Below are 25,478 nucleotides of genomic sequence, written 5' to 3'. Positions count from 1 at the left end.
GAAAAGGAGGACATAACGATGCCTGGTATCTTGGGAAATGTGATCGTTCTGGCAGTGCTGGCTGTCGTCGTGGTCCTGGCTGTCCGTTCTCTGTGGAGATCCCACAGGTCCGGCGGGCACTGCAACGGCGACTGCGGAAGCTGCGGCGGCTGTCACGGCGGCTGCTCCAGATAATTGAATAGGCGGAAACAATGGAAAGGAGGCACGGGCAAAGAGACGCTGTTCGTGTCTCCTTTCTGTCATGAGGGTGAGGATCAGAACATGGGATCGCGGGCAGCAAAACCGGCATAAGAATTTGGAATCCCTTGCAGCTGCTGTACTGCAAGGGATTCCGGCTGTTGGAGATCACCGGGCTCGAACCGGTGACCTCCGGCGTGTGAACAGATGCTGCGGATCTGGCGCAGATGCCCTGTTCTGTCAGGGCGCTTGCACCGTAAGGAATTCCTGAGGCAAAACGATGAAGCTGTAAGTTTTTTTAGATTTTACAGCAATTTTCCGCCCGGGCCGCGACCGTAAGGCTCAGAATCTGAGCTGAGATCACGGTGCGGGAAAGCGATCCATCAGCGCTTATGGTAAATATGGCCTTATTCTTTTGGGGCGTAGACATAGGTACAATGGCCGGCATTCTTATTGATATGGACTGCGTACCGGACAATGGAGACATCCGATTCATTGACGTTGCCGTCACCGTCCACATCCGCCAGGGGATTGGCCGCGGACGACGCCAGCTTGTTGATGTTGCTGGCGTAGCGGATCACAGAGACATCCGATTCGTTGATATTTCCGTCTCCATCCACGTCTCCCGCAAGCAGCGTGATGGTGCTGACAGACGCATTGGCGTTCTTGGTCAGATCCAGATCTGTGCTGCCCACCACGACGCCTTTGATGGTATAGGTCAGATGTCCCGCTTTGGTGGCCACCAGGTCGTAGGTGCCAGGGGCCACCCCGGTGATGGCAAAGTTCTGTCCTTTTGTCCGGTGCAGCCCGGCCATCTCCCACAAGAGCAGAAGGGCTGTTCCGCCGGCAATGCACCAGAGCAGCAGCATCGGAACAGGAAACCATATTCCGGACGCAAGCCCCTGGCTGGTCTGTTCAAAATCGTCAGCCAGAACGATCAGAAGTGCAAACAGGGCCAGGAACACAGACACATTCAGATACCGTTTTCTCCTGTCATGGTGATTGCCGAAAACGATGAGCAGCAGAAACAGCGATAAGAGCAAAGTGAGGAACAGAAACACCAACAGTAAAGTCCCCTGTCTCAAAGAAGCCGAACAGGCTGCTGAACCGGAAGCCCACATAGAGCTTGCCGCCCTGCTCCCTGGCATAGTAGCCGCAAAACCCCTCCGGGAACGAGCCGGGATAGAATCCTGTGATATGTACCGCCTTCCCGCTGACTTCCACAGAGGTGATCCCCGCACCCTGGCAGGCGCGGAAGCCGCCCAGCTTCCACCCATAGCGTCCGGCGAGAAAAATTGCCGTCAGGATCACTGCGATCACCAGCAGCACAGCCGGTATTTTTTTCAGTGCTTTCATTCTCATTTTCTCCTATCATGTGGCCGGCATCCGAAGCAGCGCGTTGGCTCCGGATCGTCAGTCCTGGCGCCAGGGCCGGCTTTTCCCATGCCAGTTCCGCTTTTCCCAATAGCTATGATCCGGCTCCATGGGTGGGAAATGCCTGTGGGCAAAGCGCATCACGTAAAACCACTTTTTCGCCCGGCTGTTGCAGCCGCGCCCGCCCGCATTTTTCCGGATCCGGCAGGCCAGCCGGTCCGTCTTTCCGTGGATCTTCCGCAGGATCCCGTCCGGGATCTTATCCGCTTTGGCCGCCTGCACCCCAAGGCCCAGCTTATATACCTTGCGGATGCCCCACATTTCCAGGCTGTCTGCCATATCCTGCACGGTGCTTTTCATCCCACCGCCGGCGGCAGTGGCTATGGCCACCGCCTGCTTTCTGCTCATTTCCGGCAAAGGCCTGTGGACCATCCACCAGGTCCCGAAGTGGTCCAGAAAGCTCATCATCGCTCCTGTGGCATGATACACATACACCGGACTTGCCAGAATCAGCAGATCCGCATCCAGGATCGCCGCCACCAGTGGCTCCAGTTCTTTGTAATGCGGACAGCTGGATAAGTCTGTTTTAAAGCAGGTATAGCAGCCAAGGCAGGGCTTGTTGAAATCCCGCGGCAGAAAAAATTCGCGGATTTCCCCGCCGACCTTGTTCGCAAGTTCCCTTGCCGCCATGCAGGTACTTCCCTCATGGCTCTGTCCGTGAATGATGGCAATTTTCATCGTTGCAATCCTCTCTGAATCACTTCGGTTTCCCCGCTCGTCTTTCAGTCCTGCGCTGCACTTTCCGCTCCAGCTTTTCGCAGCGGGTCAGCGGTTTACGGCCGGATGCGTGATGGTGTTCCCGGCAAGCCGCGCAGTCACCGTGTCGGGGGCAGTTTACGCGCCTGCATGGGCAGGTATCCTGCTGCACATTTTCCATTACCGTTTCTCCAGCATGGCAAGACCTGCGCAGGCAAGGCCGATGCCGAGCATGGTAATGGCAGATCGTGTTTCCAGCTCACCCAGGCGGGACAGCACCACAACGGCAACACCCATGGCCAGCGCCAGCGCCCTGAAAATGGTGGAGATGATCTCGTGGACCGGTTTCTTTTCCATATCTTTTTCCTCCCTGTATGACCGGGTATTCACATTTGTATTTGTTCCAGGCTTCCGGCGGCTTACATCCTATATTCTACAGGAGAAGTCCGGCTGCATATAGGCGCTTTTTGTATGCGTATGTGTCCGTTTTACAGATATTGCGTTTGCTTCTTTTCAATCCGTCTGTTACCCGTTGTCAGCCCCGTTTGCGGGGCTCTCCTGCTCTCCATAAGCCCAACAGATCGTCATGTCCCCATAATCCATTTCCAGCTCTGCCGTTTCATTCTCTATGACAACGAGGAAGTCCCAGAGCTGTTGGGATCGCTCCAAATCAGAGGTCAGCTGCGCATGGATCACCCCATCCTCCACGGTATAGGTCCCGTGCCAGCCCTCCGCTCCGATGTACCAGCTCATTTGTCCGTCGCTCCGGATCTCCATACTGGCGCCCCACTCCCCATAGCCGGGGAACAAGTCCAGTGAATCCGCAAATGCGGCAAGATCATTCTTTTCATTGTCCAGATGCCACGGTCCGACCAACCCGGCATTTCGCTGCACAGGTTCTTTCGACGGTTCTGCCGCGTCCCCGTTATGGATGGAACTGCCGCTTTGCCCCTGCATCTCCTCAGAGCCTTCTGTATCGGCCGCTTCCGTATAGGTTTCCTGCGGGCTCTGTTCGGGTTCGGGCGCTTTGCTGCACGCCGCCAACCACAGGCACAGGATCGCCGCCAGAAACAGCGCAGTTGTTCTTTTCATACCAAAACGATCTCCTTTCACATGACCCGGTATCCTGATCTCATCAGTCCGGATATAAAGTCCCAAAACAGGCTTTCCGTTTTCATTACCATTTTGCCGTTATCGATTGCATGGAACGACACGATTTTGTTTTCCTCATCGATCCACGCAGTTTTTTCTTCTGTGTTCATATCCTTAAATTCCTTTCAAAACAGGCAAGAAAAATGCTGCCAGCAACACAAGAGGCAAAAGAGGGATCGCAAGAGATACCAACCCGGCGACAAACGACACAATCAGCAGTGCGGGGATTCCAATCACGAAAAGGATCCCTTTCGTGATTCCCCATGCGGCCCTGCATGCAAAATGAACAAGCTTCGCTGTAACCACAATGATACCTATTACAAACAGTGCGATCATACGTGTCTTTCCTTTTCAACAGGCACTAACTGTCGTTCGGTAGGTATAGGCTTTAAAATGAAGCGGCTATGCCCCAGCGGGCACAGCCGCATGGTTCTGCAAACAGGAGCTCATCTTACCCTTGCCATATAGTATTCATCCAAATACGCTCCACCGACACAAACCGATTTTCGTTTTATACCCTCTATTTGAAATCCACTATTTGTATACAAGTGTTTCGCAGCTTCATTTTCACAAATTACAGTTAACTCTAAACGGGTGACCTTCTTTTCCTCAGCCCAGACATTCAATAACTGTTCCGCCTCATCCACGGATAGTTTTCTGTACTGCATTTTTATGCCTCCCGTAACTCATGATTTATATGTCAAAATTCTCAATCGCCCCTCTGAAAAACAACCGTCTGTTCTTTCATCGAGATCTTGCCGGCCTGATTCTCATAGTCCATTCATCCTTTTCTGTATGTCAGAAAGAAACGGCCGATGGGAAGCCCGGCAATCTGTTCGGTTTCGGCAAAGATCAGCTTGAAGTCGTCCGTGCCGTTTTCTTTGATCCACATCCAAAAAGCATCATATTTGCTCGTGGAATCACCTTGTCTCCGGCTGATAGATCTTAAAAAACTGCTGAATATGCCGGCTTACCAGCTCCATGACCTCTGTCTCCCGGTCCGGCTCCCGGTCGCAGAGGTTGATCCACACGGAAACAGGCAGACAAAGCTGCGCCGCCATGATCTCCGGATCATCTTCTGTGAGAACACCCTGCCGGATCAGGTGCTTCATCAGCCCGGTGAAGTACTGCATCACATCAGTATAATTCTGCTTGGTCTGCAGCTTCGCAAGCTCGGAATTTTGGAACTGTTCCATCACCAGCATTTTCCGCGCCTTGCTGATATGGGGGTCATGGAGGATATAACGGATCTGTCCCAGGATCATTTGCGCTGCTGTATCGGGCGTCAGCGCCTGCCCGTTCCTGGTATCGGCAGGGTTCTCCCAATCCGCCCCTGCAAAAATAGAATGCGTCGCATACTGTTCCAAAATATCCTTTACGAGTGCGTCCAGAATTGCCTGCTTGCTCTCGAAATGGCTGTAAAGTGATGCCTTGCGAATGCCCACGGCGTCCGCGATCTGGGAAATAGAGGTGGCCTCAAATCCCTGCACCGAAAACAGCTCCAGCGACGCCTCCAGAATCTCCTGCTTTGTGTTTCCTCGATCCATAACCATTTCTCCTTCAATGTACCAGAGTATTCTGCCGCCTGCGTTAAACATGACATACCCTTTATAACTGTTTATAGTATAGCTACCTATCGTTCGGTAGTCAATAGTTTTTGAAATTTGTCCTTTCCCTGCCCCAATGCTGCGCCCCGTGCTCCAGCCGAAATGGAAGTGATGGAGCCGTGTCTCCGACACCATGATGGCGCCGGCCCGAGGCGGTGAAAACCGAGGAATACCGCCGCCCGGCAGGGATGCAGGCGCTCCGGAGGAAAACGGGGTGCCTGTTCATTCAACCAAGCTGTCTGGGAAGTGGGCTCCCACATAGCCGCGTCAGGAGAGCCACGAGGTAAAGAAGCCCTGGCCAGTTTCCACATTGCAAAGGCCCCAGCCCTCCAACTGCTCGATTTCACCTTTGCGCCACTGATAGGCATCCGGCCACCAGTCCCGGCAATCCGCCGGAAGTTCATCTGCGGGTGTTCCCGGAGCGTACAGAATAAATGTATTTCCGCCGGTCACGCCGTATGGCTCCGCGGAAATATAGCGCACGCCGCCTTCGATCCAGGTCTGTTCCGCTTCTCTTTCCGTGGTCAGCTCCGACAGCTTCATGGACCAGGCGTAATCGCTGATCTGCTGAATGTCTGTAAAGCGGCCGGAAAACTCACTGACATAACGGGTGCCGTTGGGAAAATCCGTCGAACTGACTCCCATTTCCGCGTCGCTGTATTGGCCTGTAAAGCTGCCGTCGGGCCGGAGCGTCAGCACCGTTTCCCACCCGCCCGCACCGCTGGCAAAGACAAGCTCCAGAGCTGTGTCCGGGAACTGCGCGGCGTTGGAGGTGAGCTTCCCCGCATCAGCAGTGCCATCAAGGGCGGCCTGAATTTCCTCCGGGTCAAACCGGACCGGATAGATCTGGGGCAAACTGGACGCGCTGACCGGTCGGTCCACAACGATCCCCTGCTCCGTGGACAGCAGTACGCTGCAATTTCTCAGAAGGATACCGACTTCTTTGGCAAACCGCGCCATCTCAGGCGTCTCCTCCACAGGAAGCGCAAAGTCCACAGACCATTCCGCTTTCACAGTCTCCTGCCCGCCCTCCAGGGAGAACACCGTGCAGGTATAGCTGCCCGCGCCCTGAAACATGGCGGGCAGATACTGCACCAGATAATCGCCTTCACTGTCGCTACAGAGCATAATGGTGTTCCAGCCCGCATGGGCAGGACTGGCCTGTGTTGACCAGATCTCCGTGCCGTTTTCTTCCACCGTCAGCTCATAGAGCATACCCGGTTCCACTTCCCGCACCACGATATTCTCATTCACGCGGTTATGATTCAAGTCAGAAAAAGCAATGATCGCGGCATGATCGGAGAGGACAAGGGATGCGCCCATGTTGTCAGCGTTCTGCCGCAGTGCCAGAAGATAGGTGCCGCCCAGCCTTGCCTCATAGAAGCTCTGGCCGTTTTCTGTTCCGGTCCGGGTGATCTCCAATACGCCTGTATAGAGAATCTCTCCACCGTCGTATACAGTAAAGCGGATCGTCGCCGCTTCCGCCGTATCTGTGAGCGTTTCACCGTCGATCCCCGGACTCCAGCAGACCGGCTCGCCCGCTTCAAAACGCAGCGTTTTTTCCCTGGGCTGCCCCTCCGCGTCCGGGTTCCACAGCATTCCGTTGTCGCAGGACGCCTCAATATGGGAGTAATTCAGGTCGAAACGGAAGTGGAACGCCGCGTGCCAGGTGGCGCTCATCATAGGAGAATAAGTCCACAACACAGGCTCTGTTGGTGCAGAAGCAAGCTCCGGATTCTCAATATCATTTACTCTGATTTGTTCAACCAGTCCGTCCTGGTCGTAGTAGACGATCACCTCAGCCAAACCGGTGAGTTCCCAAATATCTCCCCAGAAGCCGGACAGCATATCATCCGGTTCACCCCAGCAGTCGATCAGACGGTCGCGGGGACACCCTTTCAGGCCAACATCGAAGTCTTCCCCCTTACTTGAAATGGCCAAATATGTCTGCTCAAGGGTCGGAAGGCCTTCAGGGTTTTCTTCGGGATTGGTCAGCAGGCACACGGCTGCCACAGCGCAAAGGATCGCTGAAGTCAATATAACCAGGAAGGCAGGCTTTTTCCAGTTTGCGAGATTGCGGACACGGCTCCTGGTATCTCCCTCCCCAAATGCCAGAGGCGTCCCGGCGATGATGCGGCGGCCGGTGGCAAAGCTCAGGAGGGACGCGGAGTAATCCGCCCGGATGCCCTCGCCCAGCTTCTTCACCACCGCCTCGTCACAGCTCATCTCCATGTCCCTGGAGGACAGAATAAAGGCCGCCCAGACCAGCGGATTGAACCAGTGGACGCACAGGGCGATAAAAGCAAGGCCCTTGATGATATGGTCTCCCCGGCGGATGTGGTGCTGCTCATGGAGGATGATATAGCCCTGCTCCTGCTCCGGCAGGGAGGAGGGCAGATAGATCTTCGGGCGAAGGATACCCATAACAAAAGGAGACTCGATATAGTCAGCCAGATAGATATTACCTCGCAGCGGTACGGCCTCCGCCAGCCTGCGGCGGAGCCGGAGCAGGGACACCACACTGTAAGCGGCCATAACACCAATTCCCGCCAGCCACGTCAGCGCAGCCAGCGCGGCAGGGACTTCCAGCGGGTCCGCCGCCGTCTGCTCTTCCCCTTGCGGGAGCGCTTCATTGACAGCCTGATCCACCTCCGGCACAGGAAGTTTTACTCCGGAATCAGGGGTGTGGACCACGTTCTGCGGAATGTATTCCACCGCTGTGGTGTGGGTCGTGGTTTCGGTTACAGGCGCATCAAGCAAACCCAGCAGGGAGAAGCCTGTGGTGACGGACACCGGGCAGAGCAGCCGAAACAGCACCACCGCCCAAAGCGCGTAGGAAAAGAGCTTTGGTGCCTTTTTCAGCGGCAATCTCGCCAGCAATACAAACAGAATTACCACGCTGGCCGTCACGCTCATGTTGATCACGGCAGGAAACAGCTCATAGGAAAGAACGTCCCCCATTCCTGTCACCTCCTGCTCTGGTCGATCAGCGCCTGCAGTTCCGTGATTTCCTCCTCGGACAGTTTCTTTCTGGTGGTAAAGGCAGCCAGAAACGCCGGGAGGGAGCCGGAAAAGGTCTCCTCTACAAACTTCTCGCTCTGCACCGCGTAAAAATCCTGCCGGGAGATCAGGGAGGTCACGATACCGCCCTGGTTTTGAAAAATGCCCCGTTCACACAGCCGCTTCAGCACGGTGTATGTGGTGGATTTCTTCCAACTCAGTTCCCGTTCCGCCAGCTTTACCAGTTCCGGGGAATGGACAGGTTCGTTTTCCCAGATCATATCCGCAAAGCGGGATTCAATGGCTCCCATTCTCAGTTCACTCATCACACAGCCTCCAGTCTACAATTTGTAGTCTTCAATAAAAGTCTATATGATGTAAACTGCCCTGTCAACAGTTTTCCCAATCTTTTTTGAAACCCGTAATATGCCCTGTTCTCCTACTATAATGCCTGAATTCGATCAAAAGGGCTGAGAATGGCCCTTTTGATCGAATTGTGCGGCTGTTGCCGCACGAATAAACCGCAAAGCGGTTTATTCAGCAGACATTACTATACCTTGCCAGCCTATACTCCTGCGGAAAATCAAAGCAGTCCATTTTTGAAAAACAAGTCAAATATAACCCGGAAATCATTGCGGCGTAATGATTTCCGGGTTTGCATCTTTGTAATTCCTCACGGGATGCAAAAGGCCTCTTCCGTGGAACGTGCTGCGGGCATCTTGATTCCTGCCATGTGAGTGTTCTCCTGATTCTTCAAAATTCCAACGAAAAAACAGGAGGTCACTCGTTTGCGGAAAAATAAAAAAATCCTTGGAAACGCTTGGTTTCCAAGGATTTGGTGGAGACTACTGGACTCGAACCAGTGACCTCCTGCGTGTGAAGCAGGCGCTCTAACCAGCTGAGCTAAGCCTCCAATTGGCGGGAGCGATTCCTCTCCCGTCATGGTGACGCGTACGGGAATCGAACCCGTGTTACCGCCGTGAAAGGGCGGTGTCTTAGCCGCTTGACCAACGCGCCAAGCGAAATGTGACTCACATGGAGCCATGGTAGCGGCACCTGGATTTGAACCGGGGACACTGCGGGTATGAACCGCATGCTCTAGCCAACTGAGCTATGCCGCCATCTAAGCCGCTGCTCTTAAACAGGGCAAGAGTTAGTATACCCGAAGCCCGCCTTTTTGTCAACAGAAATGTGCAAAAATTTCAGGAATTTTTCCACGGCCTCCGTCAGGCATACCGGCAGAGGCCGCGTCTATTCTATTGGCTCAGAGGGATCGTGAACTCCTGGATCCCCATGGAACCGGGGGCAATCTCATACTTTTCAAAGAGCACCACCGGTTCGCCCCGGTCATTGAGGTAGAACTTCTGGTCCGCCCCGATCCCCTGAAAGCCGTCACCGTCCCGGTCCGCCCGGAAGTAGACTGCGCCCTCCTCCCGCTCTCTCCGGTCCATTTCGGACCGGATGACCGCGTCGGCCCGGCTTTGGAAATCCGGCCCCAGAATATCCCGCAGCGTCAGTTCCTTCCCCACCGCCAGGTCCAGATTATAGGCATAGAGCTCCGTATAGGCGCTGGCCAGCGTCTCGGTCTTCCAGATGAGGAAGGAGAGATACTGGCCGTCGGAGCACTTGACCTCATAATCCACGTCGATGATGATGGGAATAAACTCCTCCTCCGTTCCGCCGGTCTCCACATAGGCCTCCCGGGTCTCCCTGGCCCGCTCCTTCGCCTCGGCCAGCACATCATCAATGCGCTTTTTGATCTCAAGGTTGATGCGCTGCTCCAGATCGGTATTCCCGGTATCGGCCAGGGCCGGCAGCCGCACATCGATGAGGTGATCCCGGTCCTGGCGCTGATAGCGCTCCGCCGTAAAGATCCGCGCCAGGCTGCCCAGCACCGGCACCTCGGCCACCGCGCTGGCAAAGGCGGGGTTCACGTTCACCAGCAGGCAAAAGCAGGCGCAGGCCGCCAATGCCGCGCCCCATCCCCGCCGGACGGCCCTGCGGGATGCCTGCCGGCGCCTTCCCTCCCGGAGGGCGGCGCTCACCACACCGGACAATTCTTCCGGTATCTCCGCCGACTGATAGCGCTCCCGCGCTTTTTCCCAGGCTTCCTTCTCCTTCATTGCGTCTCCTCCTCTCCGGTCCATTCCTTCAGGCGTTTCAGGCTCTTATACAGTCTGGATTTCACGGTGTTCAGGTTGGTCCCCGTGATCCGGGCGATCTCTTCCAGCTTCATATCCTCAAAAAAACGCAGGCGGATGATGGTCCGCTCCTTCTCCTCCAGCCGCTCGATGGCGTCATACAGGTCCAGCCGGGCCTCATGGTCCCGCTCGCTCCCGCCGGGGGACTCGGGCAGCTCTTCCATGGGCAGCACCCGCCGCCGGTACCGGTGCCAGTTCATGCACTCGTTGATGAGGATGCGGTAGAACCAGGTCTTGACATAGGCCGGCTCCCGCAGGGTATCCGATTTGCTCAGCGCCTTGACGATGCTCTCCTGCACCACATCCAGCGCCGTATCCCGGTCCTTCACGTAGCTGTAGGCCAGACGGTAAAAATCCGTCTGGCCCGCCACGATGAATTCCGTCAGGCGCTGCCGTTTGTCTCCGGTGTCTGTCACCGCGGTCCGTTCCTTTCCCCTTCCGGGCGGGCGCATGGAGACGCTCCCCCGGAGGCTCTTGTATTTCTTTGACGGTTCCGGCCCCCAAAAAGTTTTGCCGCCTCTGTTTTTTACTCCTGAAAGCCCTTGCCAGCCGTCCCGCCATGGGATATAATACGCTAGTAAATTAGCTTGTAAAATCGAGGGGCCCCCTCGTATGCTGATGTAAAGGAGTTCTCGCTATGCTCAAGACCGTGATCCCCGCGGGCTATGCCCCCTGTCTCAACCTGTATGATACCCAGAAGGCCATCGGTCTTCTCAAGCGCCTCTTTGAGGACACGCTTGGCGGGGCCCTCAACCTCCGCCGAGTATCTGCCCCCCTCTTTGTGGAGGCGGCCACCGGCCTGAACGACGACCTGAACGGCGTGGAGCGCCCGGTTTCCTTCGACATCCCCGCCTGCGGCCGGGACGCCCAGGTGGTCCACTCCCTGGCCAAGTGGAAGCGCATGGCCCTGTACCGCTATCAGTTCTCGGTGGGCGAGGGCCTGTTTACCGACATGAACGCCATCCGCCGGGACGAGGAGCTGGACAACCTCCACTCGGTCTATGTGGACCAGTGGGACTGGGAAAAGGTGCTGGCCCCCCGGGACCGGAACGTGGAGTACCTGCAGAACACCGTGCGCACCATTGTCAAGGCCATCTGCGAGACCCAGTCCACCCTGCGCTCGGTCTATCCTCAGCTCACCGCCCTGCCTCCCGTGTGCCCTGACGTGTCCTTCGTCACCGCCCAGGAGCTGGAGGACAAGTGGCCCGACCTGACCCCCAAGGAGCGGGAGAACGCCTGGGTGAAGGACCACCCCACCACCTTCGTCATGGGCATCGGCGCCGCCCTCAAATCGGGCAAGCCCCACGACGGCCGCGCCCCCGACTATGACGACTGGTCCCTCAACGGCGACATTCTGGTGTGGAACCCGGTGCTGGAGAGCGCCTTCGAGCTCTCCTCCATGGGCATCCGGGTGAGCCCCGAGTCCCTGGACCGCCAGCTCACCGTGGCCGGCTGCGACAGCCGCCGCTCCCTCACCTTCCACAAGCTGCTGCTGGAGGGCAAGCTCCCCCTGACCATTGGCGGCGGCATCGGCCAGTCCCGGCTGTGCATGTTTCTGCTGGGCAAGGCCCACATCGGCGAGGTCCAGGCCAGCGTCTGGGATCCCGACACCATTGCCGCCTGCAAGGACGCGGGGGTCATTCTCCTCTGATAAATTGCCATACAAAGCGCCGGGCCGTCTGGTCCGGCGCTTTTTCGCTCATACCGCCCGAAACACGTGGATACGGAAGCTGGCCCGCACATCCAGGGCGTCCAGCGCCTTGAGCCGTTCCACCCCTTCTCTGGGCGTTTTCCAGGCGTAGGGGGTCATGCCGAACAGGTCCATGGGTTCCGGCCCCGTCAGGTGGAGCATGGCCTCCACCGGGACCATCTCCAGGAAACGGAACCCCTCGTAGAGGATGGTCTCATCCGGGTTGGGGTAGGGCTTCTCATAGAGGACCTCCTTCATCTCCCACAGGTGCTCCGGCGCCGGTACCACATAGAAAAAGACCCCGCCCGGCCTGAGCACCCGGTGGAACTCCTCCGCCGCCAGGGGAGAGAAGCAGTTGATCAGCAGGTCGGCCCGGTGGTCGGATACCGGCAGGTGGTAGGCCGAGCCCACGGCGAACTCGGTCTCCCGGGAGCGCCGGGCGGCATGGCGCAGGGCAAATTTGGAGATATCCACCCCCGCTGCCTCCACAGTCCGTCCGTCCTGCCCCAGGGCGGAGACCACCCCGGCGGTGTAGTACCCCTCGCCGCAGCCCGAGTCCACCAGCGTTACCTGCTCCCCCGTATACCGGAGCGCCAGTTCCACCAGCGTATCCCGCAGCGGACCATAGTGCCCGGCGGAGAGGAAGCGGTTCCGGGCGGCCACCATGGCCTTGTCGTCCCCCGGGGCTTTGGAGTGCTTCTGATTGGCGGGCAGCAGGTGGACATAGCCCTCCCGGGCAATATCGTAGCTGTGCCCTTTGGGGCAGGTATAGGCCCGCTCGCCCCGCCGGAGGGGCGAGGAGCAGATGGGACAGCGAAATAGACTCAACGGGCATCGCTCCTTTCCGCGATTACGGCTATTATACCAGAAGATCCCGCCCCGGTACAGAGCAGCCGGTCTTTTCTTCTTCTCGCTCTTGTTTTGCGGCGGATTTATGATATACTGATTAGGCTAATTTACTATTTTAAGGAGTATGACATGATCACCGTTTCCGATCTCACCCTGCAATACAGCGGACAGGCCCTGTTCAGCCATGTGGACCTGCAGTTCACCAAGGGCAACTGCTACGGCATCATCGGCGCCAACGGCGCGGGCAAGTCCACCTTTCTGAAGATCCTCTCCGGCGAGCTGGAGCCCACCAAGGGCGAGGTCTCCATCCTGCCCAACGTCCGTATGTCCATCCTCAAGCAGAACCAGAACGCCTATGACGCCTACAACGTGATGGACACCGTCATCATGGGCAACCAGCGGCTCTACGACATCGGCAAGGAGAAGGAGGCCCTCTACGCCAAGGAAGAGATGACCGAGGAGGACGGCATCCGGGCCTGCGAGCTGGAGGAGGAGTATTCCGAGCTGGGCGGCTGGGAGGCCGAGAGCGACGCCAGCCGCATCCTCCAGGGTCTGGGCATCGGCACCGAGCTGCACTACAACGACATGGCCACCCTGGACGCCCGCCTCAAGGTGAAGGTACTGCTGGCCCAGGCCCTCTTCGGCAATCCCGACATCCTGATGATGGACGAGCCCACCAACAACCTGGACATCGACGCCATCAACTGGCTGGAGGACTTCCTGCTGGACTTTGAGGGCACCGTCATCGTGGTCAGCCATGACCGCCACTTCCTCAACACCATCTGCACCCACATCGTGGACATCGACTACAACAAGATCAAGCTCTACGTGGGCAACTACGACTTCTGGTACGAGTCCTCCCAGCTGGTGCAGTCCCTCATCAAGAACCAAAACAAGCGCAACGAGGAGAAAATCAGGGAGCTGCAGGAGTTCATCTCCCGCTTCTCCGCCAACAAATCCAAGAGCAAGCAGGCCACTGCCCGGCGCAAGCTGCTGGACAAGCTGACCGTGGAGGAGATGCCCGCCTCCTCCCGCCGCTATCCCTGGGTGGCTTTCAACCCCGAGCGGGAGGTGGGCAAGGACATCCTCTTCGTCACCGACGTGAGCAAGACCATCGACGGCGTGAAGGTGCTGGACAAGGTCTCCTTCATCGTGGGCCACGGGGACAAGATCGCCTTCGTGGGCGACAATGAGAACGCCCACACCGCCCTCTTCAAGATCCTCACCGGCGAGATGGAACCCGACGAGGGCACCGTCAAGTGGGGCCAGACCGCCACCTTCTCCTACTTCCCCAAGGACAACAACTCCTTCTTCGAGGGACATGACGAGAACCTGGTGGAGTGGCTGCGGGAGTTCTCCCCCGATCCCCACGAGAGCTATCTCCGGGGCTTCTTGGGCCGGATGCTCTTCTCCGGGGACGACGTGTACAAGTCGGTGAAGGTCCTCTCCGGCGGCGAGAAGGTCCGGTGCATGCTCTCCCGGATGATGCTCTCCGGGGCCAACGTGCTGCTGCTGGACCAGCCCACCAACCACCTGGACCTGGAGTCCATCACCGCCGTCAACAACGGCCTGGAGGCCGTGAAGTGCAACGTGCTCTTCTCCTCCCACGACCATCAGATGGTCCAGACCGTGGCCAACCGCATCTTCGATTTCACCGCCGACGGCAGGCTCATCGACCGCAAGATGAGCTACGACGAATATCTGGAGTCCATGCACCCCGGCGTATAGGCTCCGCCTGGAAGCGCCCGGAGAGAGACTCCGGGCGCTTCCCCGTTTCCGGCGCGGTATGTCACATCACGTGTTATGTGACGCAAATGCTTGTGATTCGGGGGTTATTCTCCTTTACTTTCCACCTGGTGATGTGATACAATGTATGTCACTGGTCATCCATCATCCGGAATACGCCCCCGCAGGGAGGAACTGATATGGAAGAGCTTCAGGAATTGAAAGAGCGCATGGGCGGGCAGCGCCCGGTGGACTGGGAGTCCTTCCCCGACATCGGACTGTATATGGACCAGGTCATCTCCTACCTGCCCCGGCAGCTCATCCACTACGGCGAGGGGGACGTGCTCACCTCCGCCATGGTCAACAACTACATCAAGGACGGGCTGCTCCCCCGGGCCGAGGGCAAGCGTTATTCCCGCAGGCACCTGGCCTACCTCACCGCCATCTGCGTGCTCAAGCAGGTCCTCTCGGTGAAGGAGACCAGCCGCCTGATCGCCGCGGGAGTGGAGCGCAAGAGCTCCGAGGAGGAGGTATATGCCTACTTCTGCCGCCAGCTGGACGCCGCCCTCACCGAGACGGCGGACAGCCTGCCGGAAGAGGGGGAGGCCGACGACCTGCCCCGGCTGGCCCTGAACCTGGCCCTGCGCAGCTATGCCGACCGTCTGGCCTGCCAGCGGGTGCTGGACATCATGGCCCAGCGGGACCCACAGCCCGAGAAGGGCGGAAAAAAGCGGGACCGGCAGAGCCGGTAAGCCCCCGAAATACCAAACTATGCGCCGCCGGCCCACGGGTCCCGCCGCGCCGCAACATGGAGGTCTCACTATGAGCGAGTACATCATCGTCACTGATTCCGCCGCCGATCTGCCGGCGTCCATGGTGGAGGAGCTGGGGGTGGAGGTCCTGCCCCTGTCCTTTACCATCGAGGATCATACCTACGAGGACCACCCCGACCGCCGGGCCATGCCCATCGAGCAGTTCTACGGCCTGCTGCGCCAGGGCAAGATGGCCACCACCTCCGCCGTCAACGTGTCCCAGTATACCGAGCTGCTGGAGCCTGTCCTTCAGTCGGGCAGGGACGTGCTGGTGCTGGCCTTCTCCTCCGGATTGTCCACCACCTACAACTCCTCCGCCATCGCCGTGGAGGAGCTGCGGGAGAAGTACCCGGAGCGGAAGATTTTTACCGTGGACACCCTGTGCGCCTCTCTGGGCGAGGGGCTTCTGGTGTGGTACGCCGCCCGCATGCGCCAGGCGGGCAAGAGCATCGAGGAGGTCCGGGACTGGGCCGAGGAGAACAAGCTCCGGTTCTGCCACTGGTTCACAGTCAATGACCTTCATTTCCTTAAGCGCGGCGGACGTATTTCGGCAACCACTGCCGTTGTGGGGAGCATGCTCCAGATCAAGCCCGTGCTCCATGTGGATAACGAAGGACATCTCATCAACATGGGGAAAGCGCGGGGCCGGGGCGCGGCGCTGAAATATGTTGTGGACGAGATGGGCAAGCGGGTCACCGATCCCCAGGATCAGGTCATCTTCATCAGCCACAGCGACTGCCTGGAGGACGCCATGATCGTGGGCGAGGAGGCCAAAAAGCGCTTTGGCGTAAAGGACGTGGTATACAACCACATCGGCCCCGTCATCGGTGCCCACACCGGCCCCGGCACTGTGGCCCTCTTCTTCCTGGGATCGGAGCGCTGAGATGGAGGATATCAAATGGCTGGAGGTGGCCATTGACGCCGCCCATGACGAGCTGGACGACCTCTCCGCCCGCCTGACCATGAACGGCGTCACCGGTCTGGTCATCGAGGATGAGACCGATTTCCAGCGTTTTCTGGAGCAGAACCGGCAGTACTGGGACTATGTGGACGAGGAGCTCCAGGAAAAGATGCGGGGCGTGTGCCGCATCAAGTTCTACGTCCCGGACGACGCCGATGGGGAGAAGCAGCTCTCCAGGTGGATGGCCGGCGTGGACAAGCCCTATACCACCGCCGCCCTGGGCGAGAACGACTGGGCCCACAGCTGGCAGAAGTATTACAAGCCCATGGAAGTGGGGGAGCGGCTCTATATCGTGCCCGAGTGGGAGCGGGAGGAGCCCGTCCCCGCCGGAAAGACCGCCCTCTATTTAAATCCCGGCCTCACCTTCGGCACCGGGAGCCACGCCTCCACCCAGCTCTGCCTGGGCGGGGTGGAGCGCTATACCGTCCCCGGCGGCCGGGTGCTGGACCTGGGCTGCGGCAGCGGCATCCTCTCCATCGCGGCCCTGCGGCTGGGCGCTTCCTCCGCCGTGGCGGTGGACATCGACCCCAAGGCGGTGGGCGTGGCCTATGAGAACGCCGGGATGAACGGCATCGGCAAAGACCGCTACCGGGTTCTTGCCGGCGACGTGCTCACCGACCAGGGCCTGGTGGACGAGCTGGCCGGTCAGCAGTATCAGCTGGTGCTGGCCAACATCGTGGCCGACGTGATCATTCCCCTGTCCGCCACGGTGCGCCGGTTCATGGCCCCCGGCGCCGTGTTCCTGTGCTCGGGCATCATCGACACCCGGGCCCATGAGGTCAGCGCCGCCCTGGAGCGCAGCGGCATGACCATCGTGGACCGGTGGGAGAAGAAGGGCTGGGTGGCCTTTGCCGCCCGGTTCCTGTAAGCGCATGAAAAGGAGAGCGCGGCGCGCTCTCCTTTTTTTATCCCATACCGCCCCTTGCGCCGGCGGCGGATATCCCATATAATAATGTCTGGTGAATAAACCGCAAAGCGGTTTATTCGTGCGGCAGCAGCCGCACAATTCGATCAAAAGGGCCATTCTCAGCCCTTTTGATCAAATTCAGGCATTGTTACAATGCGTATTTCCGATGAAGCGCCGCAGCGCTTCATCGGAACGTGCAAGGTTTTTGGGCGGTTTCGCCCAAAAACCTTGCACCCGAACAAAGCTGATCGGCCTTGTAAGCCTTGGCTTTCAAGGCTTACGGCTTTGTTCAGTACGCATTATAATAATGTCTGCTGAACAAACCGCAAAGCGGTTTATTCGCGCGGCAAGGGCCGCGCACCAAAACAGGCCCCGGGCTCCGGGGCGGAGGAGAACGCTATGCCTGAGAAGAAGAACCGGCTGACCCCGGTGGGGATCGTGGAGGAGGAGACCACTTTGCTCCCCTATCTGCTCACCCACGTGGAGGGCAAGTCCCGCAACAACATCAAATCCATGCTCTCCGGCGGGCAGTTCCGGGTCAACGGCAAGAACTACACCCGCTTTGACCACCCCCTGGTCCCCGGCGACAAGGTGGGCATCATCCCCCGGCAGGCCGCCCCCGCCGCCGAGCTGCCCTTCCCCGTGCTCTACGAGGACCGGGACATCATCGTCATTGACAAGCCCGCGGGCCTGCTCACCATCGCCAACGAGAAGGAGAAGGTCCGCACCGCCTACCATATCCTCACCGACTACATGCGGGAGAAGGAGAAAAACGGCCGGGTCTTTGTGGTCCACCGGCTGGACCGGGACACCTCCGGCGTGGTGCTCTTCGCCAAGAATGAGGAGACCAAGCTGGCCTTCCAGGAGGACTGGGAGCACCGGGTCCTGCGCCGGGGCTACCGGGCCCTGGTGGAGGGTGTGCCCGAAAAATCCCGGGACCGCATCGTCTCCTATCTGCGGGAGACCCGCACCCATCTGGTCTACTCCGGCCCTCCGGGCCGGGACGCCAAAGAGGCCATCACCCGCTATCAGGTCCTCTCCTCCGGCGGAGGGTACGCCCTGCTGGAGGTGGATCTGGAGACCGGACGCAAGAACCAGATCCGGGTCCACATGGCCGACATGGGCCACCCCATCGCCGGGGACCGGCAGTACGGCGCCCGCACCCGGCCCCTGGGCCGGCTGTGCCTCCACGCCCATGAGCTGACCCTCACCGACCCCCGCACCGGCGGGGAGCGCACCTTCTCCGCCAAAGAGCCCGCCGCCTTCCGCCGCCTTTGCCGGGGCGGAGACAAGCCCCAGGACTGAGCTCCCGTCTGAATATAAAAGGCTTCCCCGACCGCGGTCGGGGAAGCCTTTTTCGCTATCTGGAATTGAGATGGTAAAGCCTCAAAAGGCCGACGAGGAGCAGGTCCTCCCGGTAGTGGACCTCCCGCTTGCAGAAGGGAGCCACCACGCCCATAAGCCCGCCGGTGGCCACCACCGTCACCTTCTCTCCCAATTGCTCCTCCACCCGGTCCGCCAGGCCGTCCAGCATGGCGGCGTTGCTGTAGATGGCTCCCGCCTTCATGCAGTCCACCGTGTTGGTGCCGATGAGGCGGGCGGGGGGCTCATCCAGGTTGATGAAAGGGAGCTGGGCCGCCCGGCCGGAGAGGGCGTCCATGGAAAGACGCAGGCCGGGGATGATGACGCCTCCGATGTAATCCCCCGCGGGGTCCAGCACCGACATGGTGGTGGCGGTGCCCATGTCAAAGACCACAAGGGGCGGCTTGAAGAGGGAAAGGGCGGCGGCGGCGTCCACCAGCAGGTCGGCGCCCACCTGAGTGGGGATGTCCATGCGGATCTTCATGCCGCCCAGGTTCATCTGATTGCTGACCACCAGGAATTTTTTCCCGGTCAGCCGCTCCATCACCTTGCTCAGTACATAGCGCAGCTCAGGCACCACGCTGGAGATGATGCCCCCCTCCACGGCGGAGAGATCCACCCCCCGCCCGGCCAGCAGGCCCCGGAGCAGCAGGCCATATTCGTCTGCTGTCTTGTTCCGGTCGCTCTGTATGCGCAGGCTCAGGCGGAGGTCCTCCCCCTCGAACCCGCCGATGACGGTATTGGTATTTCCCACATCCAGGGCCAGGATCATGACTGGTCTCTCCCTCCGGTTTTTATTGGGCCGCGCCCCGCCTCAGGGCCTTCTGCAGCGGCATGGACACCGCGGGTACCAGAATGGCGGCGGCAATAGCCTCGGGGATACCGTTGGCCGCCACCACGCCCAGGATGGCCGCCTGCACCGCGCTCACGGGAATATCCTTCATGGTGGCGTAGGCATCCTTGAAAAGCAGGTAAATAAGGCCCATCACCAGTCCGGTGTTCATGAAGAACGCGCCGATGATGGCGGCCGCTACCGCGGCAAAGGTCATGCTCCAGGCCTTTTTGCCCAGCAGACGGGTCAGGCCCCGGTACACCAGACCGGACACCAGACCCACCAGGATCCGGGGGACAAAGCAGATCACCAGGGCCCAGAGGCTGCCGCTCTGAGTGCCGGGCACCGGGATAAAGGGCGAAAAGGCAAAGGACAGGGCGCTGGGGGCCATGGTGTTTTTGATCAGGCTGGTCAGTCCGAACATCCCGCCCAGAAACGCGCCCTTCCTGGGGCCCAGCAGGATGGCCCCGATGATGACGGGGACATGCAGGATGGTGGCCTTGATGAGGGGCAGGTCAATGAGACCGATGGGGGTGTAGGCCATCAGGAAGATGATGGCCGTGAACAGGGCCAGGAGCACCATGTCGTGGATGGACGAGCTCCGGGCGGCGCGGTTGGGACCTTGCGTGTTGTTCAATTGTAAAACCTCCTGCTGCCGTTCTCCCTTTGGGAGATACAGCGCAAATTTTAATGTGCCCTCCGGCCCGCTTTGCGGACGCCTGCCGTCCCATCCGGGTGGGTACAGCGGAATCCCGCAGGCCATTGAGCGGCTTTCATTATAGCCGCTCCCGGTGTGATATGCAAGCAAAAACCCTACAGTCTGCATATTGCCCCGGCCACTGGCGGTTTACACATCCCCCGGAATTTGCTATACTAATGTCTGCTGAATAAACCTCTTTGCGGTTTATTCGTGCGGCAGCAGCCGCACAATTCGATCAAAAGGGCCATTCTCGGCCCTTTTGATCGAATTCAGGCATTGTTACAATGCGTATTATACTAAAACAAAACCATGGATGGAATGGAGCGAACGCCCATGTTACAGGGAAAAACCGTCCTTCTTGGGGTCACCGGCGGCATCGCCTGCTATAAAGCGGCCTCCCTGGCCTCCGCGCTGGTCAAACAGCACTGCAACGTCCACGTCATCATGACCCAAAACGCCACCGAGTTCATTACCCCCCTCACCTTTGAGCAGCTCACCGGCAACCGGGCCGTGGTGGATACCTTTGACCGCAACCACACCTTCCAGGTGGAGCACATCGCTCTGGCCGACCGGGCCGACCTGGTGCTCATCGCCCCGGCCACCGCCAATGTGCTGGCCAAGCTGGCCCACGGTATCGCCGACGATATGCTCACCACCACCGTTCTGGCCTGCGACTGCCCCAAGCTGGCCGCCCCCGCCATGAATACCCGGATGTACGAGAACCCGGTGACTCAGGACAATCTGGACCTGCTCCGCCGGTACGGCTGGGAGATCATTCCCCCCGCCAGCGGCCGCCTGGCCTGCGGCGCGGTGGGGCCGGGCAAGCTGCCCGAGCCGGAGGACCTGCTGGAGAGCGTCCTGCACGCCCTCAGCCATCCCCGGGACATGGAGGGGCTGAACGTACTGGTCACCGCCGGCCCCACCCGGGAGGCCCTGGACCCGGTGCGCTATCTCACCAACCACTCCAGCGGCAGGATGGGCTATGCCATCGCCCGGGCCGCCGCCGCCCGGGGCGCCCGTGTCACCCTGGTCACCGGCCCCACCGAACTCAAGCGCCCGGCCTATATGGAGGTGGTGGAGATCACCTCCGCCCAGGAGATGTTTGACGCGGTGACCTCCCGCAGCGCGGCGCAGGATATCATCATCAAAGCCGCCGCCGTGGCCGACTACCGTCCCGCCTCCGCTGCGGAGGACAAGATCAAAAAATCATCGGATGACGCTGACCTCACCCTCCGGCTGGAGCGTACCCGGGACATTCTGGGCTGGCTGGGGGAGCACAAGGTCCCGGGCCAGCTCCTGTGCGGCTTCTCCATGGAGACCCGGGACATGCTGGCCAATTCCCGGGCCAAGCTGGTCAAAAAGAACCTGGACCTGATCGCCGCCAACAATCTGAAGGAGGAGGGCGCGGGCTTCGGCGTGTCCACCAACCGGGTGACCCTCATCGCCCCGGACCGGGAGACCGAACTGCCCCTTCTGACCAAGGACCAGGTGGCCCATGCTCTGCTGGATGAAATTCTGACCCTGCGAAAAACACGGTAAGGCCCTTATCCCCCGCCCATACGGGCGGGGGATGTTTTTGTCCTCCTGCCTCCTCACCTTCCCGGTGTGGAAAATTTAATTTCTAAAAAGTAAAATATAGTTGACATTATAAAAAGTATAGTGTATACTGGCACCATCAAAGACAGGGTGAGCGCATATGAAAAACAAAAAGATGAAGCTGGCCCGCGTGGCCATGGACCTATCCCAGGAACAGCTGGCCGGGATGGTGGGGGTGACCCGCCAGACCATCGGTATGATTGAGGCGGGAAAATTCAATCCCTCCCTAAATCTGTGCGTCAATATCTGCCGTTGCCTGGGCAAAACACTGGACGAACTGTTCTGGGAGGAAGAGGAGGAACAAGCATGAAGCGGTTATATGACGAGCGTCAGGAGCAGGAGAGTCTGAGGGCCAAGAGCATCGAGCTGTGCGCGGTGTTCTGGATCGCCGCCCTCTCACTGGTCATCAAGTCCTATTTTCTGGCACTGCCCATCGGCTACTGGGTGACTGAGGTCATCATCCTGCTGGTTGTGGCGGCGCTGGCGCTCTGGCTGGAGGCCCGCAAGGGGCTGTTTGACCCCTATATCAAGCCCAGCAGGAAGAACTGCCTGCTGATATCCCTGGCAGCGGCGGTCCCGCTGGCGGCGGCCCAGGGCGCCGGCATGTGGTACCGCTATCCCCAGGTCAGAGAGACCCCCGTGGTCATCCTGGCCGGCGCGGCGGTCTTTTTTGTATCCATCTTCGCGCTGACCTACGCCGCGCACCGGATGACGGCCCGCTACGCCGAGAGCCGGCGGAAGAAGCTGGAACAGGAACTGGAGAACGGCGGCGAGCCGGAGGATTGAGGCGCGCCGAACCGAAAAAGCGAGACCGGAAGGATGTCCCTTCCGGTCTCGCTGTCTTTTTATTAATCTGTGGCTGCGGCGGCCCGGCTCAGCAGAGCTTGGCGCCGGCAGGGATCTTGTCGTCCAGCATGATGAGGTTGAGGCGTTCCTCGCCCTTCTCGCTGTGGACGGCGGAGAGGAGCATGCCGCAGCTCTCCTGGCCCATCATCTTGCGGGGGGGCAGGTTGACGATGGCGGCCAGGGTCTTGCCGATGAGCTCCTCAGGCTTGTAGTACATGGCGATGCCCGAGAGGATCTGCCGGTCGGTGCCGGTGCCGTCGTCCAGAGTGAATTTCAGCAGCTTGGTGCTCTTCTTCACGTTCTGGCAGTCCTTCACCTTCACCACCCGGAAGTCGCTCTTGCAGAAGGTGTCGAAATCCACCGGCTCCTCGGTGAAGGGCTCGATCTCCAGGGCGGGGAGGGCGGCCTTCCGGGCCTCCTCGGCGGCTGCTTCCAGCGCGGCCAGCTCCTTCTGCACGTCGATGCGGGGGAAGAGGTTCTCGCCCCGGGCCACTGCCGTGTCGGCCGCCAGCACGCCCCACTGTCCGGCGCTCTCCCAGGTGGTGCTGTCCGGACCGGCGCCGATCTGGGCAAAAAGCTTGTCCATGCTTTCGGGCATGAAGGGGGTCAGCAGCACGCCGGCGATGCGCAGGCTCTCCAGCAGGTTGTACATGACCCGGGCCAGGCGGGGCTTGTTGGCCTCGTCCTTGGCCAGCACCCAGGGGGCGGTCTCGTCAATATACTTGTTGGCCCGGGAGATGAGCTTGAATACCTCGGCCAGGGCGTCCTGGAAGGCGTAGCGCTCCATGGCGGCCTCATACTTGTCCCGCAGGCCGGAGGCCATGGCGATGATCTCATCGTCCAGGGGATCGGCGGTCTGCTCCGCGGGCAGCCTGCCGCCCTCGAAGTACTTGCCCACCATGGATACCGTGCGGCTGAGCAGGTTACCCAGGTCGTTGGCCAGGTCCACGTTGATGGTGTTGATGAGGCTCTCGTTGGAGAAATTTCCGTCGGAGCCGAAGGGGAAAGTCCGCAGCAGGAAGAAGCGCAGGGCGTCCACGCCGTAGCGCTCGGCCAGCAGGTAGGGATCCACCACGTTGCCCTTGGACTTGCTCATCTTGCCGCCGTCCAGCAGCAGCCAGCCGTGGCCGAACACCTTCTTGGGCAGGGGCTCGCCCAGAGCCATCAGGATGGCGGGCCAGATGATGGAGTGGAAGCGGACGATCTCCTTGCCCACAAAGTGAACGTCGGCGGGCCAGAACTTGCTGTAATCGTCGTACTGGTCGTTGTCAAAGCCCAGGGCGGTGATATAGTTGGACAGGGCGTCGATCCACACGTAGACCACGTGGCCGGGGTCGAAGTCCACCGGCACGCCCCAGGTGAAGGAGGTACGGGAGACGCACAGGTCCTCCAGGCCGGGCTTGATGAAGTTGTTCACCATCTCATTGACCCGGGAGCGGGGCTCCAGGAAGTCGGTGTTCTCCAGCAGGTCCAGGATGCGGTCGGCATACTTGGACAGGCGGAAGAAGTAGGCCTCCTCCTCGGCGTCCTGCACCTCCCTGCCGCAGTCGGGGCACTTTCCGTCCACCAGCTGGCTCTCGGTCCAGAAGGACTCGCAGGGCTTGCAGTACTTGCCCACATACTTTCCCTTGTAAATATCGCCCTGCTCGTAGAGCTTCTTGAAGATCTTCTGCACCGCGGCCTCGTGATATGCATCAGTGGTGCGGATGAAGCGGTCGTTGGAGATGTTCATCAGCTTCCACAGGTCCAGCACGCCCCGGGGGCCCTCCACGATGTTGTCCACGAACTGCTTGGGGGTGACGCCGGCCTCTTTCGCCTTGTCCTCGATCTTCTGGCCGTGCTCGTCGGTGCCGGTGAGGAACATCACATCATAGCCGCACAGCCGCTTATACCGGGCCATGGCATCGGTGGCCACCGTGCAGTAGGTGTGGCCGATGTGGAGCTTGTCCGAGGGGTAGTAGATGGGGGTGGTGATATAGAATTTCTTATCGTTCATTGGGGTTTCCCTCCGTTTCATGTTCTTCCGTCTCAGCGCCGGCCTCCGGGGAAGGGATGGGCGGGCAGGGCCGCCCGTCCTGATAAAGCAGCACGGTCACATTGGTAAGCAAATAGATGATGGCGAAGCCGTACAGGGCCACGGTGGGCCAGTCGTGCCCATCGGCCAGAGTCGTCAGGCCGAAATAGACCGCCAGCAGGGAGAAGCAGATGGTCCGGGCCGTCTTGGGCTTCTCGAACGAGAAGCTGGCCATATAATAAACGGCCAGCAGGGCGCAGATGATGGCCAGCAGCTCATAGATATAATCCTGGAGCACCGGGTCGGCGGCACGGGACTGGTAGGCGTCGATGAGCCAAAGGCACAGCAGATAGGCGGGAGCAAGCACCTGGAAGCTGTATTTCTCCATGGGGAGGCCCCGGTAGCACTTCTGTCCCGCCGAGAGCACGCACATGGCAGTGACCGCGGAAAGGACTGCCAGTATCACCGGCAGGAACATGGAGAGCACCGGATTGCCCCCCTGGCCCTCCGCCGCCTTATAGACCGCCTCCCGGAACAGCGCCGGCAGGGACGCCAGCTTCAATCCCGCGGCCCCCAGCAGCAGGAAGGCCGAGAGCACCATCCCGCCCATGTACAGGGCATTGCCTCCGGCGGCGAAGGCCTGGCCGTATCCCCCCGGAAAATCACCGTGCTTTCCCAGGGACAGCAGCAGGAACAGGGCGGCGGCTGCCACTGACAGCACCGCCAGCGCTATGGTGGCTGGCATCCCGGGCGTCACCAGCCCGGACGGCTCGAACGCGGTGGCCAGTTCCCACCGCCGCAGGCCAAACCCCACGCCCCCCAGCACCACCGCCAGGGTGGGGCAAACCAATTCTTTACGCATGGCACGCATCCTTTCGGGATGAGATCAAAATTGTGAAATACGCATGGACATTAAA

General features: G+C 59.6%; 28 protein-coding genes and 3 tRNA genes. 10 read left to right on the top strand and 21 right to left on the bottom strand.

All coding sequences use genetic code 11. From position 1 onward, the window contains the following. Positions 1-18 precede the first annotated feature (18 nt). Positions 19-174: a FeoB-associated Cys-rich membrane protein gene (locus ACTNBZ_RS08140; RefSeq protein ID WP_441209169.1), complete on the top strand. Its 156-nt coding sequence runs from the start codon at positions 19-21 to the stop codon at positions 172-174. A gap of 410 nt (positions 175-584) precedes the next feature. Here ACTNBZ_RS08140 and ACTNBZ_RS08135 read toward each other — a convergent pair whose 3' ends face one another. The 16 genes from ACTNBZ_RS08135 to ACTNBZ_RS08060 all read right to left on the bottom strand — a co-directional run bounded on the left by ACTNBZ_RS08135 (position 585) and on the right by ACTNBZ_RS08060 (position 10,683). Continuing rightward, positions 585-1,238 (bottom strand): dockerin type I domain-containing protein, encoded by a 654-nt coding sequence (locus ACTNBZ_RS08135; protein WP_441209190.1) that lies wholly within the window; start codon positions 1,236-1,238, stop codon positions 585-587. Then, on the bottom strand, positions 1,171-1,533 hold the full coding sequence (locus tag ACTNBZ_RS08130) for a hypothetical protein (protein WP_441209168.1): 363 nt from the start codon (positions 1,531-1,533) through the stop codon (positions 1,171-1,173). Before ACTNBZ_RS08130 ends, ACTNBZ_RS08135 begins: the two co-directional genes overlap by 68 nt. 57 nt (positions 1,534-1,590) lie before the next feature. Further along, entirely contained in the window at positions 1,591-2,289 is a 699-nt protein-coding gene (locus tag ACTNBZ_RS08125) for a flavodoxin family protein (RefSeq protein WP_441209167.1), read from the bottom strand. Between the two features lie 198 nt (positions 2,290-2,487). Next, positions 2,488-2,664: a hypothetical protein gene (locus ACTNBZ_RS08120; RefSeq protein WP_441209166.1), complete on the bottom strand. Its 177-nt coding sequence runs from the start codon at positions 2,662-2,664 to the stop codon at positions 2,488-2,490. Positions 2,665-2,832: 168 nt separating this feature from the next. Next, positions 2,833-3,399 carry a hypothetical protein gene (locus ACTNBZ_RS08115; protein ID WP_441209165.1) on the bottom strand — a complete coding sequence of 189 codons (567 nt, stop codon included), beginning with the start codon at positions 3,397-3,399 and terminating at the stop codon, positions 2,833-2,835. Between the two features lie 17 nt (positions 3,400-3,416). Further along, positions 3,417-3,569, bottom strand: a complete 153-nt coding sequence (locus tag ACTNBZ_RS08110) for a hypothetical protein (protein ID WP_441209164.1) — start codon at positions 3,567-3,569, stop codon at positions 3,417-3,419. 4 nt (positions 3,570-3,573) lie between these two features. Then, positions 3,574-3,795: a hypothetical protein gene (locus ACTNBZ_RS08105; protein ID WP_441209163.1), complete on the bottom strand. Its 222-nt coding sequence runs from the start codon at positions 3,793-3,795 to the stop codon at positions 3,574-3,576. Between the two features lie 110 nt (positions 3,796-3,905). Continuing rightward, entirely contained in the window at positions 3,906-4,127 is a 222-nt protein-coding gene (locus ACTNBZ_RS08100; RefSeq protein ID WP_441209162.1) for a GNAT family N-acetyltransferase, read from the bottom strand. A gap of 252 nt (positions 4,128-4,379) precedes the next feature. Continuing rightward, a complete protein-coding gene (locus ACTNBZ_RS08095) occupies positions 4,380-5,006 on the bottom strand; it encodes a TetR/AcrR family transcriptional regulator (RefSeq protein ID WP_441209161.1) in 627 nt (208 codons plus the stop codon). Positions 5,007-5,333: 327 nt separating this feature from the next. Then, positions 5,334-8,027: a M56 family metallopeptidase gene (locus tag ACTNBZ_RS08090; protein WP_441209160.1), complete on the bottom strand. Its 2,694-nt coding sequence runs from the start codon at positions 8,025-8,027 to the stop codon at positions 5,334-5,336. A gap of 5 nt (positions 8,028-8,032) precedes the next feature. After that, the gene (locus ACTNBZ_RS08085) at positions 8,033-8,392 is read right to left on the bottom strand and encodes a BlaI/MecI/CopY family transcriptional regulator (RefSeq protein WP_441209159.1); all 360 of its coding nucleotides are present in this window, start codon (positions 8,390-8,392) and stop codon (positions 8,033-8,035) included. 510 nt (positions 8,393-8,902) lie between these two features. Continuing rightward, positions 8,903-8,979: transfer RNA gene (locus tag ACTNBZ_RS08080), tRNA-Val, on the bottom strand. A 29-nt stretch (positions 8,980-9,008) separates the two neighbouring features. Next, a tRNA-Glu gene (locus ACTNBZ_RS08075) sits at positions 9,009-9,083 on the bottom strand. A gap of 27 nt (positions 9,084-9,110) precedes the next feature. Then, positions 9,111-9,187 (bottom strand) — tRNA-Met (locus ACTNBZ_RS08070). Between the two features lie 135 nt (positions 9,188-9,322). Then, a complete protein-coding gene (locus tag ACTNBZ_RS08065; RefSeq protein ID WP_441209158.1) occupies positions 9,323-10,189 on the bottom strand; it encodes a DUF3298 domain-containing protein in 867 nt (288 codons plus the stop codon). Next, entirely contained in the window at positions 10,186-10,683 is a 498-nt protein-coding gene (locus ACTNBZ_RS08060) for an RNA polymerase sigma factor (RefSeq protein WP_441209157.1), read from the bottom strand. The genes ACTNBZ_RS08065 and ACTNBZ_RS08060 overlap by 4 nt, the downstream gene beginning before the upstream one ends. Before the next feature lie 221 nt (positions 10,684-10,904). Here ACTNBZ_RS08060 and asnA point away from each other — a divergent pair, with 221 nt between their 5' ends. Next, the gene (gene asnA / locus ACTNBZ_RS08055; protein ID WP_441209156.1) at positions 10,905-11,918 is read left to right on the top strand and encodes an aspartate--ammonia ligase; all 1,014 of its coding nucleotides are present in this window, start codon (positions 10,905-10,907) and stop codon (positions 11,916-11,918) included. A gap of 48 nt (positions 11,919-11,966) precedes the next feature. Here asnA and ACTNBZ_RS08050 read toward each other — a convergent pair whose 3' ends face one another. After that, the gene (locus ACTNBZ_RS08050; RefSeq protein WP_441209155.1) at positions 11,967-12,785 is read right to left on the bottom strand and encodes a putative RNA methyltransferase; all 819 of its coding nucleotides are present in this window, start codon (positions 12,783-12,785) and stop codon (positions 11,967-11,969) included. Between the two features lie 150 nt (positions 12,786-12,935). On the opposite strand from ACTNBZ_RS08050, the gene ACTNBZ_RS08045 reads away from it, so the two are divergent. The 5 genes from ACTNBZ_RS08045 (at position 12,936) to ACTNBZ_RS08025 (ending at position 18,516) form a co-directional block, all read left to right on the top strand. Further along, on the top strand, positions 12,936-14,534 hold the full coding sequence (locus ACTNBZ_RS08045) for an ABC-F family ATP-binding cassette domain-containing protein (RefSeq protein WP_441209154.1): 1,599 nt from the start codon (positions 12,936-12,938) through the stop codon (positions 14,532-14,534). 197 nt (positions 14,535-14,731) lie between these two features. Beyond that, positions 14,732-15,283: a DUF1836 domain-containing protein gene (locus tag ACTNBZ_RS08040; protein ID WP_441209153.1), complete on the top strand. Its 552-nt coding sequence runs from the start codon at positions 14,732-14,734 to the stop codon at positions 15,281-15,283. Positions 15,284-15,353: 70 nt separating this feature from the next. Then, positions 15,354-16,226 carry a DegV family protein gene (locus tag ACTNBZ_RS08035; protein ID WP_441209152.1) on the top strand — a complete coding sequence of 291 codons (873 nt, stop codon included), beginning with the start codon at positions 15,354-15,356 and terminating at the stop codon, positions 16,224-16,226. A 1-nt stretch (position 16,227) separates the two neighbouring features. Then, a complete protein-coding gene (gene prmA, locus ACTNBZ_RS08030) occupies positions 16,228-17,172 on the top strand; it encodes a 50S ribosomal protein L11 methyltransferase (RefSeq protein ID WP_441209151.1) in 945 nt (314 codons plus the stop codon). Positions 17,173-17,610: 438 nt separating this feature from the next. Next, positions 17,611-18,516: an RluA family pseudouridine synthase gene (locus tag ACTNBZ_RS08025; protein WP_441209150.1), complete on the top strand. Its 906-nt coding sequence runs from the start codon at positions 17,611-17,613 to the stop codon at positions 18,514-18,516. A gap of 55 nt (positions 18,517-18,571) precedes the next feature. Here ACTNBZ_RS08025 and ACTNBZ_RS08020 read toward each other — a convergent pair whose 3' ends face one another. Continuing rightward, on the bottom strand, positions 18,572-19,345 hold the full coding sequence (locus tag ACTNBZ_RS08020; RefSeq protein ID WP_441209149.1) for a type III pantothenate kinase: 774 nt from the start codon (positions 19,343-19,345) through the stop codon (positions 18,572-18,574). A gap of 22 nt (positions 19,346-19,367) precedes the next feature. Further along, positions 19,368-20,042, bottom strand: coding sequence for an ECF transporter S component (locus ACTNBZ_RS08015; protein ID WP_441209148.1), 675 nt, complete (start codon positions 20,040-20,042; stop codon positions 19,368-19,370). Between the two features lie 396 nt (positions 20,043-20,438). Between ACTNBZ_RS08015 and coaBC the strand changes: the two genes are divergently transcribed. The 3 genes from coaBC to ACTNBZ_RS08000 all read left to right on the top strand — a co-directional run bounded on the left by coaBC (position 20,439) and on the right by ACTNBZ_RS08000 (position 22,487). Then, positions 20,439-21,644, top strand: coding sequence for a bifunctional phosphopantothenoylcysteine decarboxylase/phosphopantothenate--cysteine ligase CoaBC (gene coaBC, locus ACTNBZ_RS08010; RefSeq protein ID WP_441209147.1), 1,206 nt, complete (start codon positions 20,439-20,441; stop codon positions 21,642-21,644). A 157-nt stretch (positions 21,645-21,801) separates the two neighbouring features. Further along, entirely contained in the window at positions 21,802-22,011 is a 210-nt protein-coding gene (locus ACTNBZ_RS08005) for a helix-turn-helix transcriptional regulator (RefSeq protein WP_441209146.1), read from the top strand. Beyond that, positions 22,008-22,487 carry a DUF6773 family protein gene (locus ACTNBZ_RS08000; RefSeq protein ID WP_441209145.1) on the top strand — a complete coding sequence of 160 codons (480 nt, stop codon included), beginning with the start codon at positions 22,008-22,010 and terminating at the stop codon, positions 22,485-22,487. The genes ACTNBZ_RS08005 and ACTNBZ_RS08000 overlap by 4 nt, the downstream gene beginning before the upstream one ends. Positions 22,488-22,575: 88 nt before the next feature. On the opposite strand, the gene metG is transcribed toward ACTNBZ_RS08000, so the two are convergent. Together metG and ACTNBZ_RS07990 are read right to left on the bottom strand one after the other, a co-directional pair. Next, positions 22,576-24,543 carry a methionine--tRNA ligase gene (gene metG, locus ACTNBZ_RS07995; protein WP_441209144.1) on the bottom strand — a complete coding sequence of 656 codons (1,968 nt, stop codon included), beginning with the start codon at positions 24,541-24,543 and terminating at the stop codon, positions 22,576-22,578. Beyond that, positions 24,533-25,423 (bottom strand): hypothetical protein, encoded by an 891-nt coding sequence (locus ACTNBZ_RS07990; protein WP_441209143.1) that lies wholly within the window; start codon positions 25,421-25,423, stop codon positions 24,533-24,535. Before ACTNBZ_RS07990 ends, metG begins: the two co-directional genes overlap by 11 nt. Between the last annotated feature and the right edge of the window lie 55 nt (positions 25,424-25,478).

Origin of the sequence: Pseudoflavonifractor sp. HCP28S3_F10, from assembly GCF_052065415.1 — a bacterium.
Classification (GTDB): Bacteria; Bacillota; Clostridia; order Oscillospirales; family Oscillospiraceae; genus Pseudoflavonifractor_A.
The sequence above is the reverse complement of the archived record's forward strand: the minus strand, read 5'-3'. Positions and strand labels throughout refer to the sequence as shown.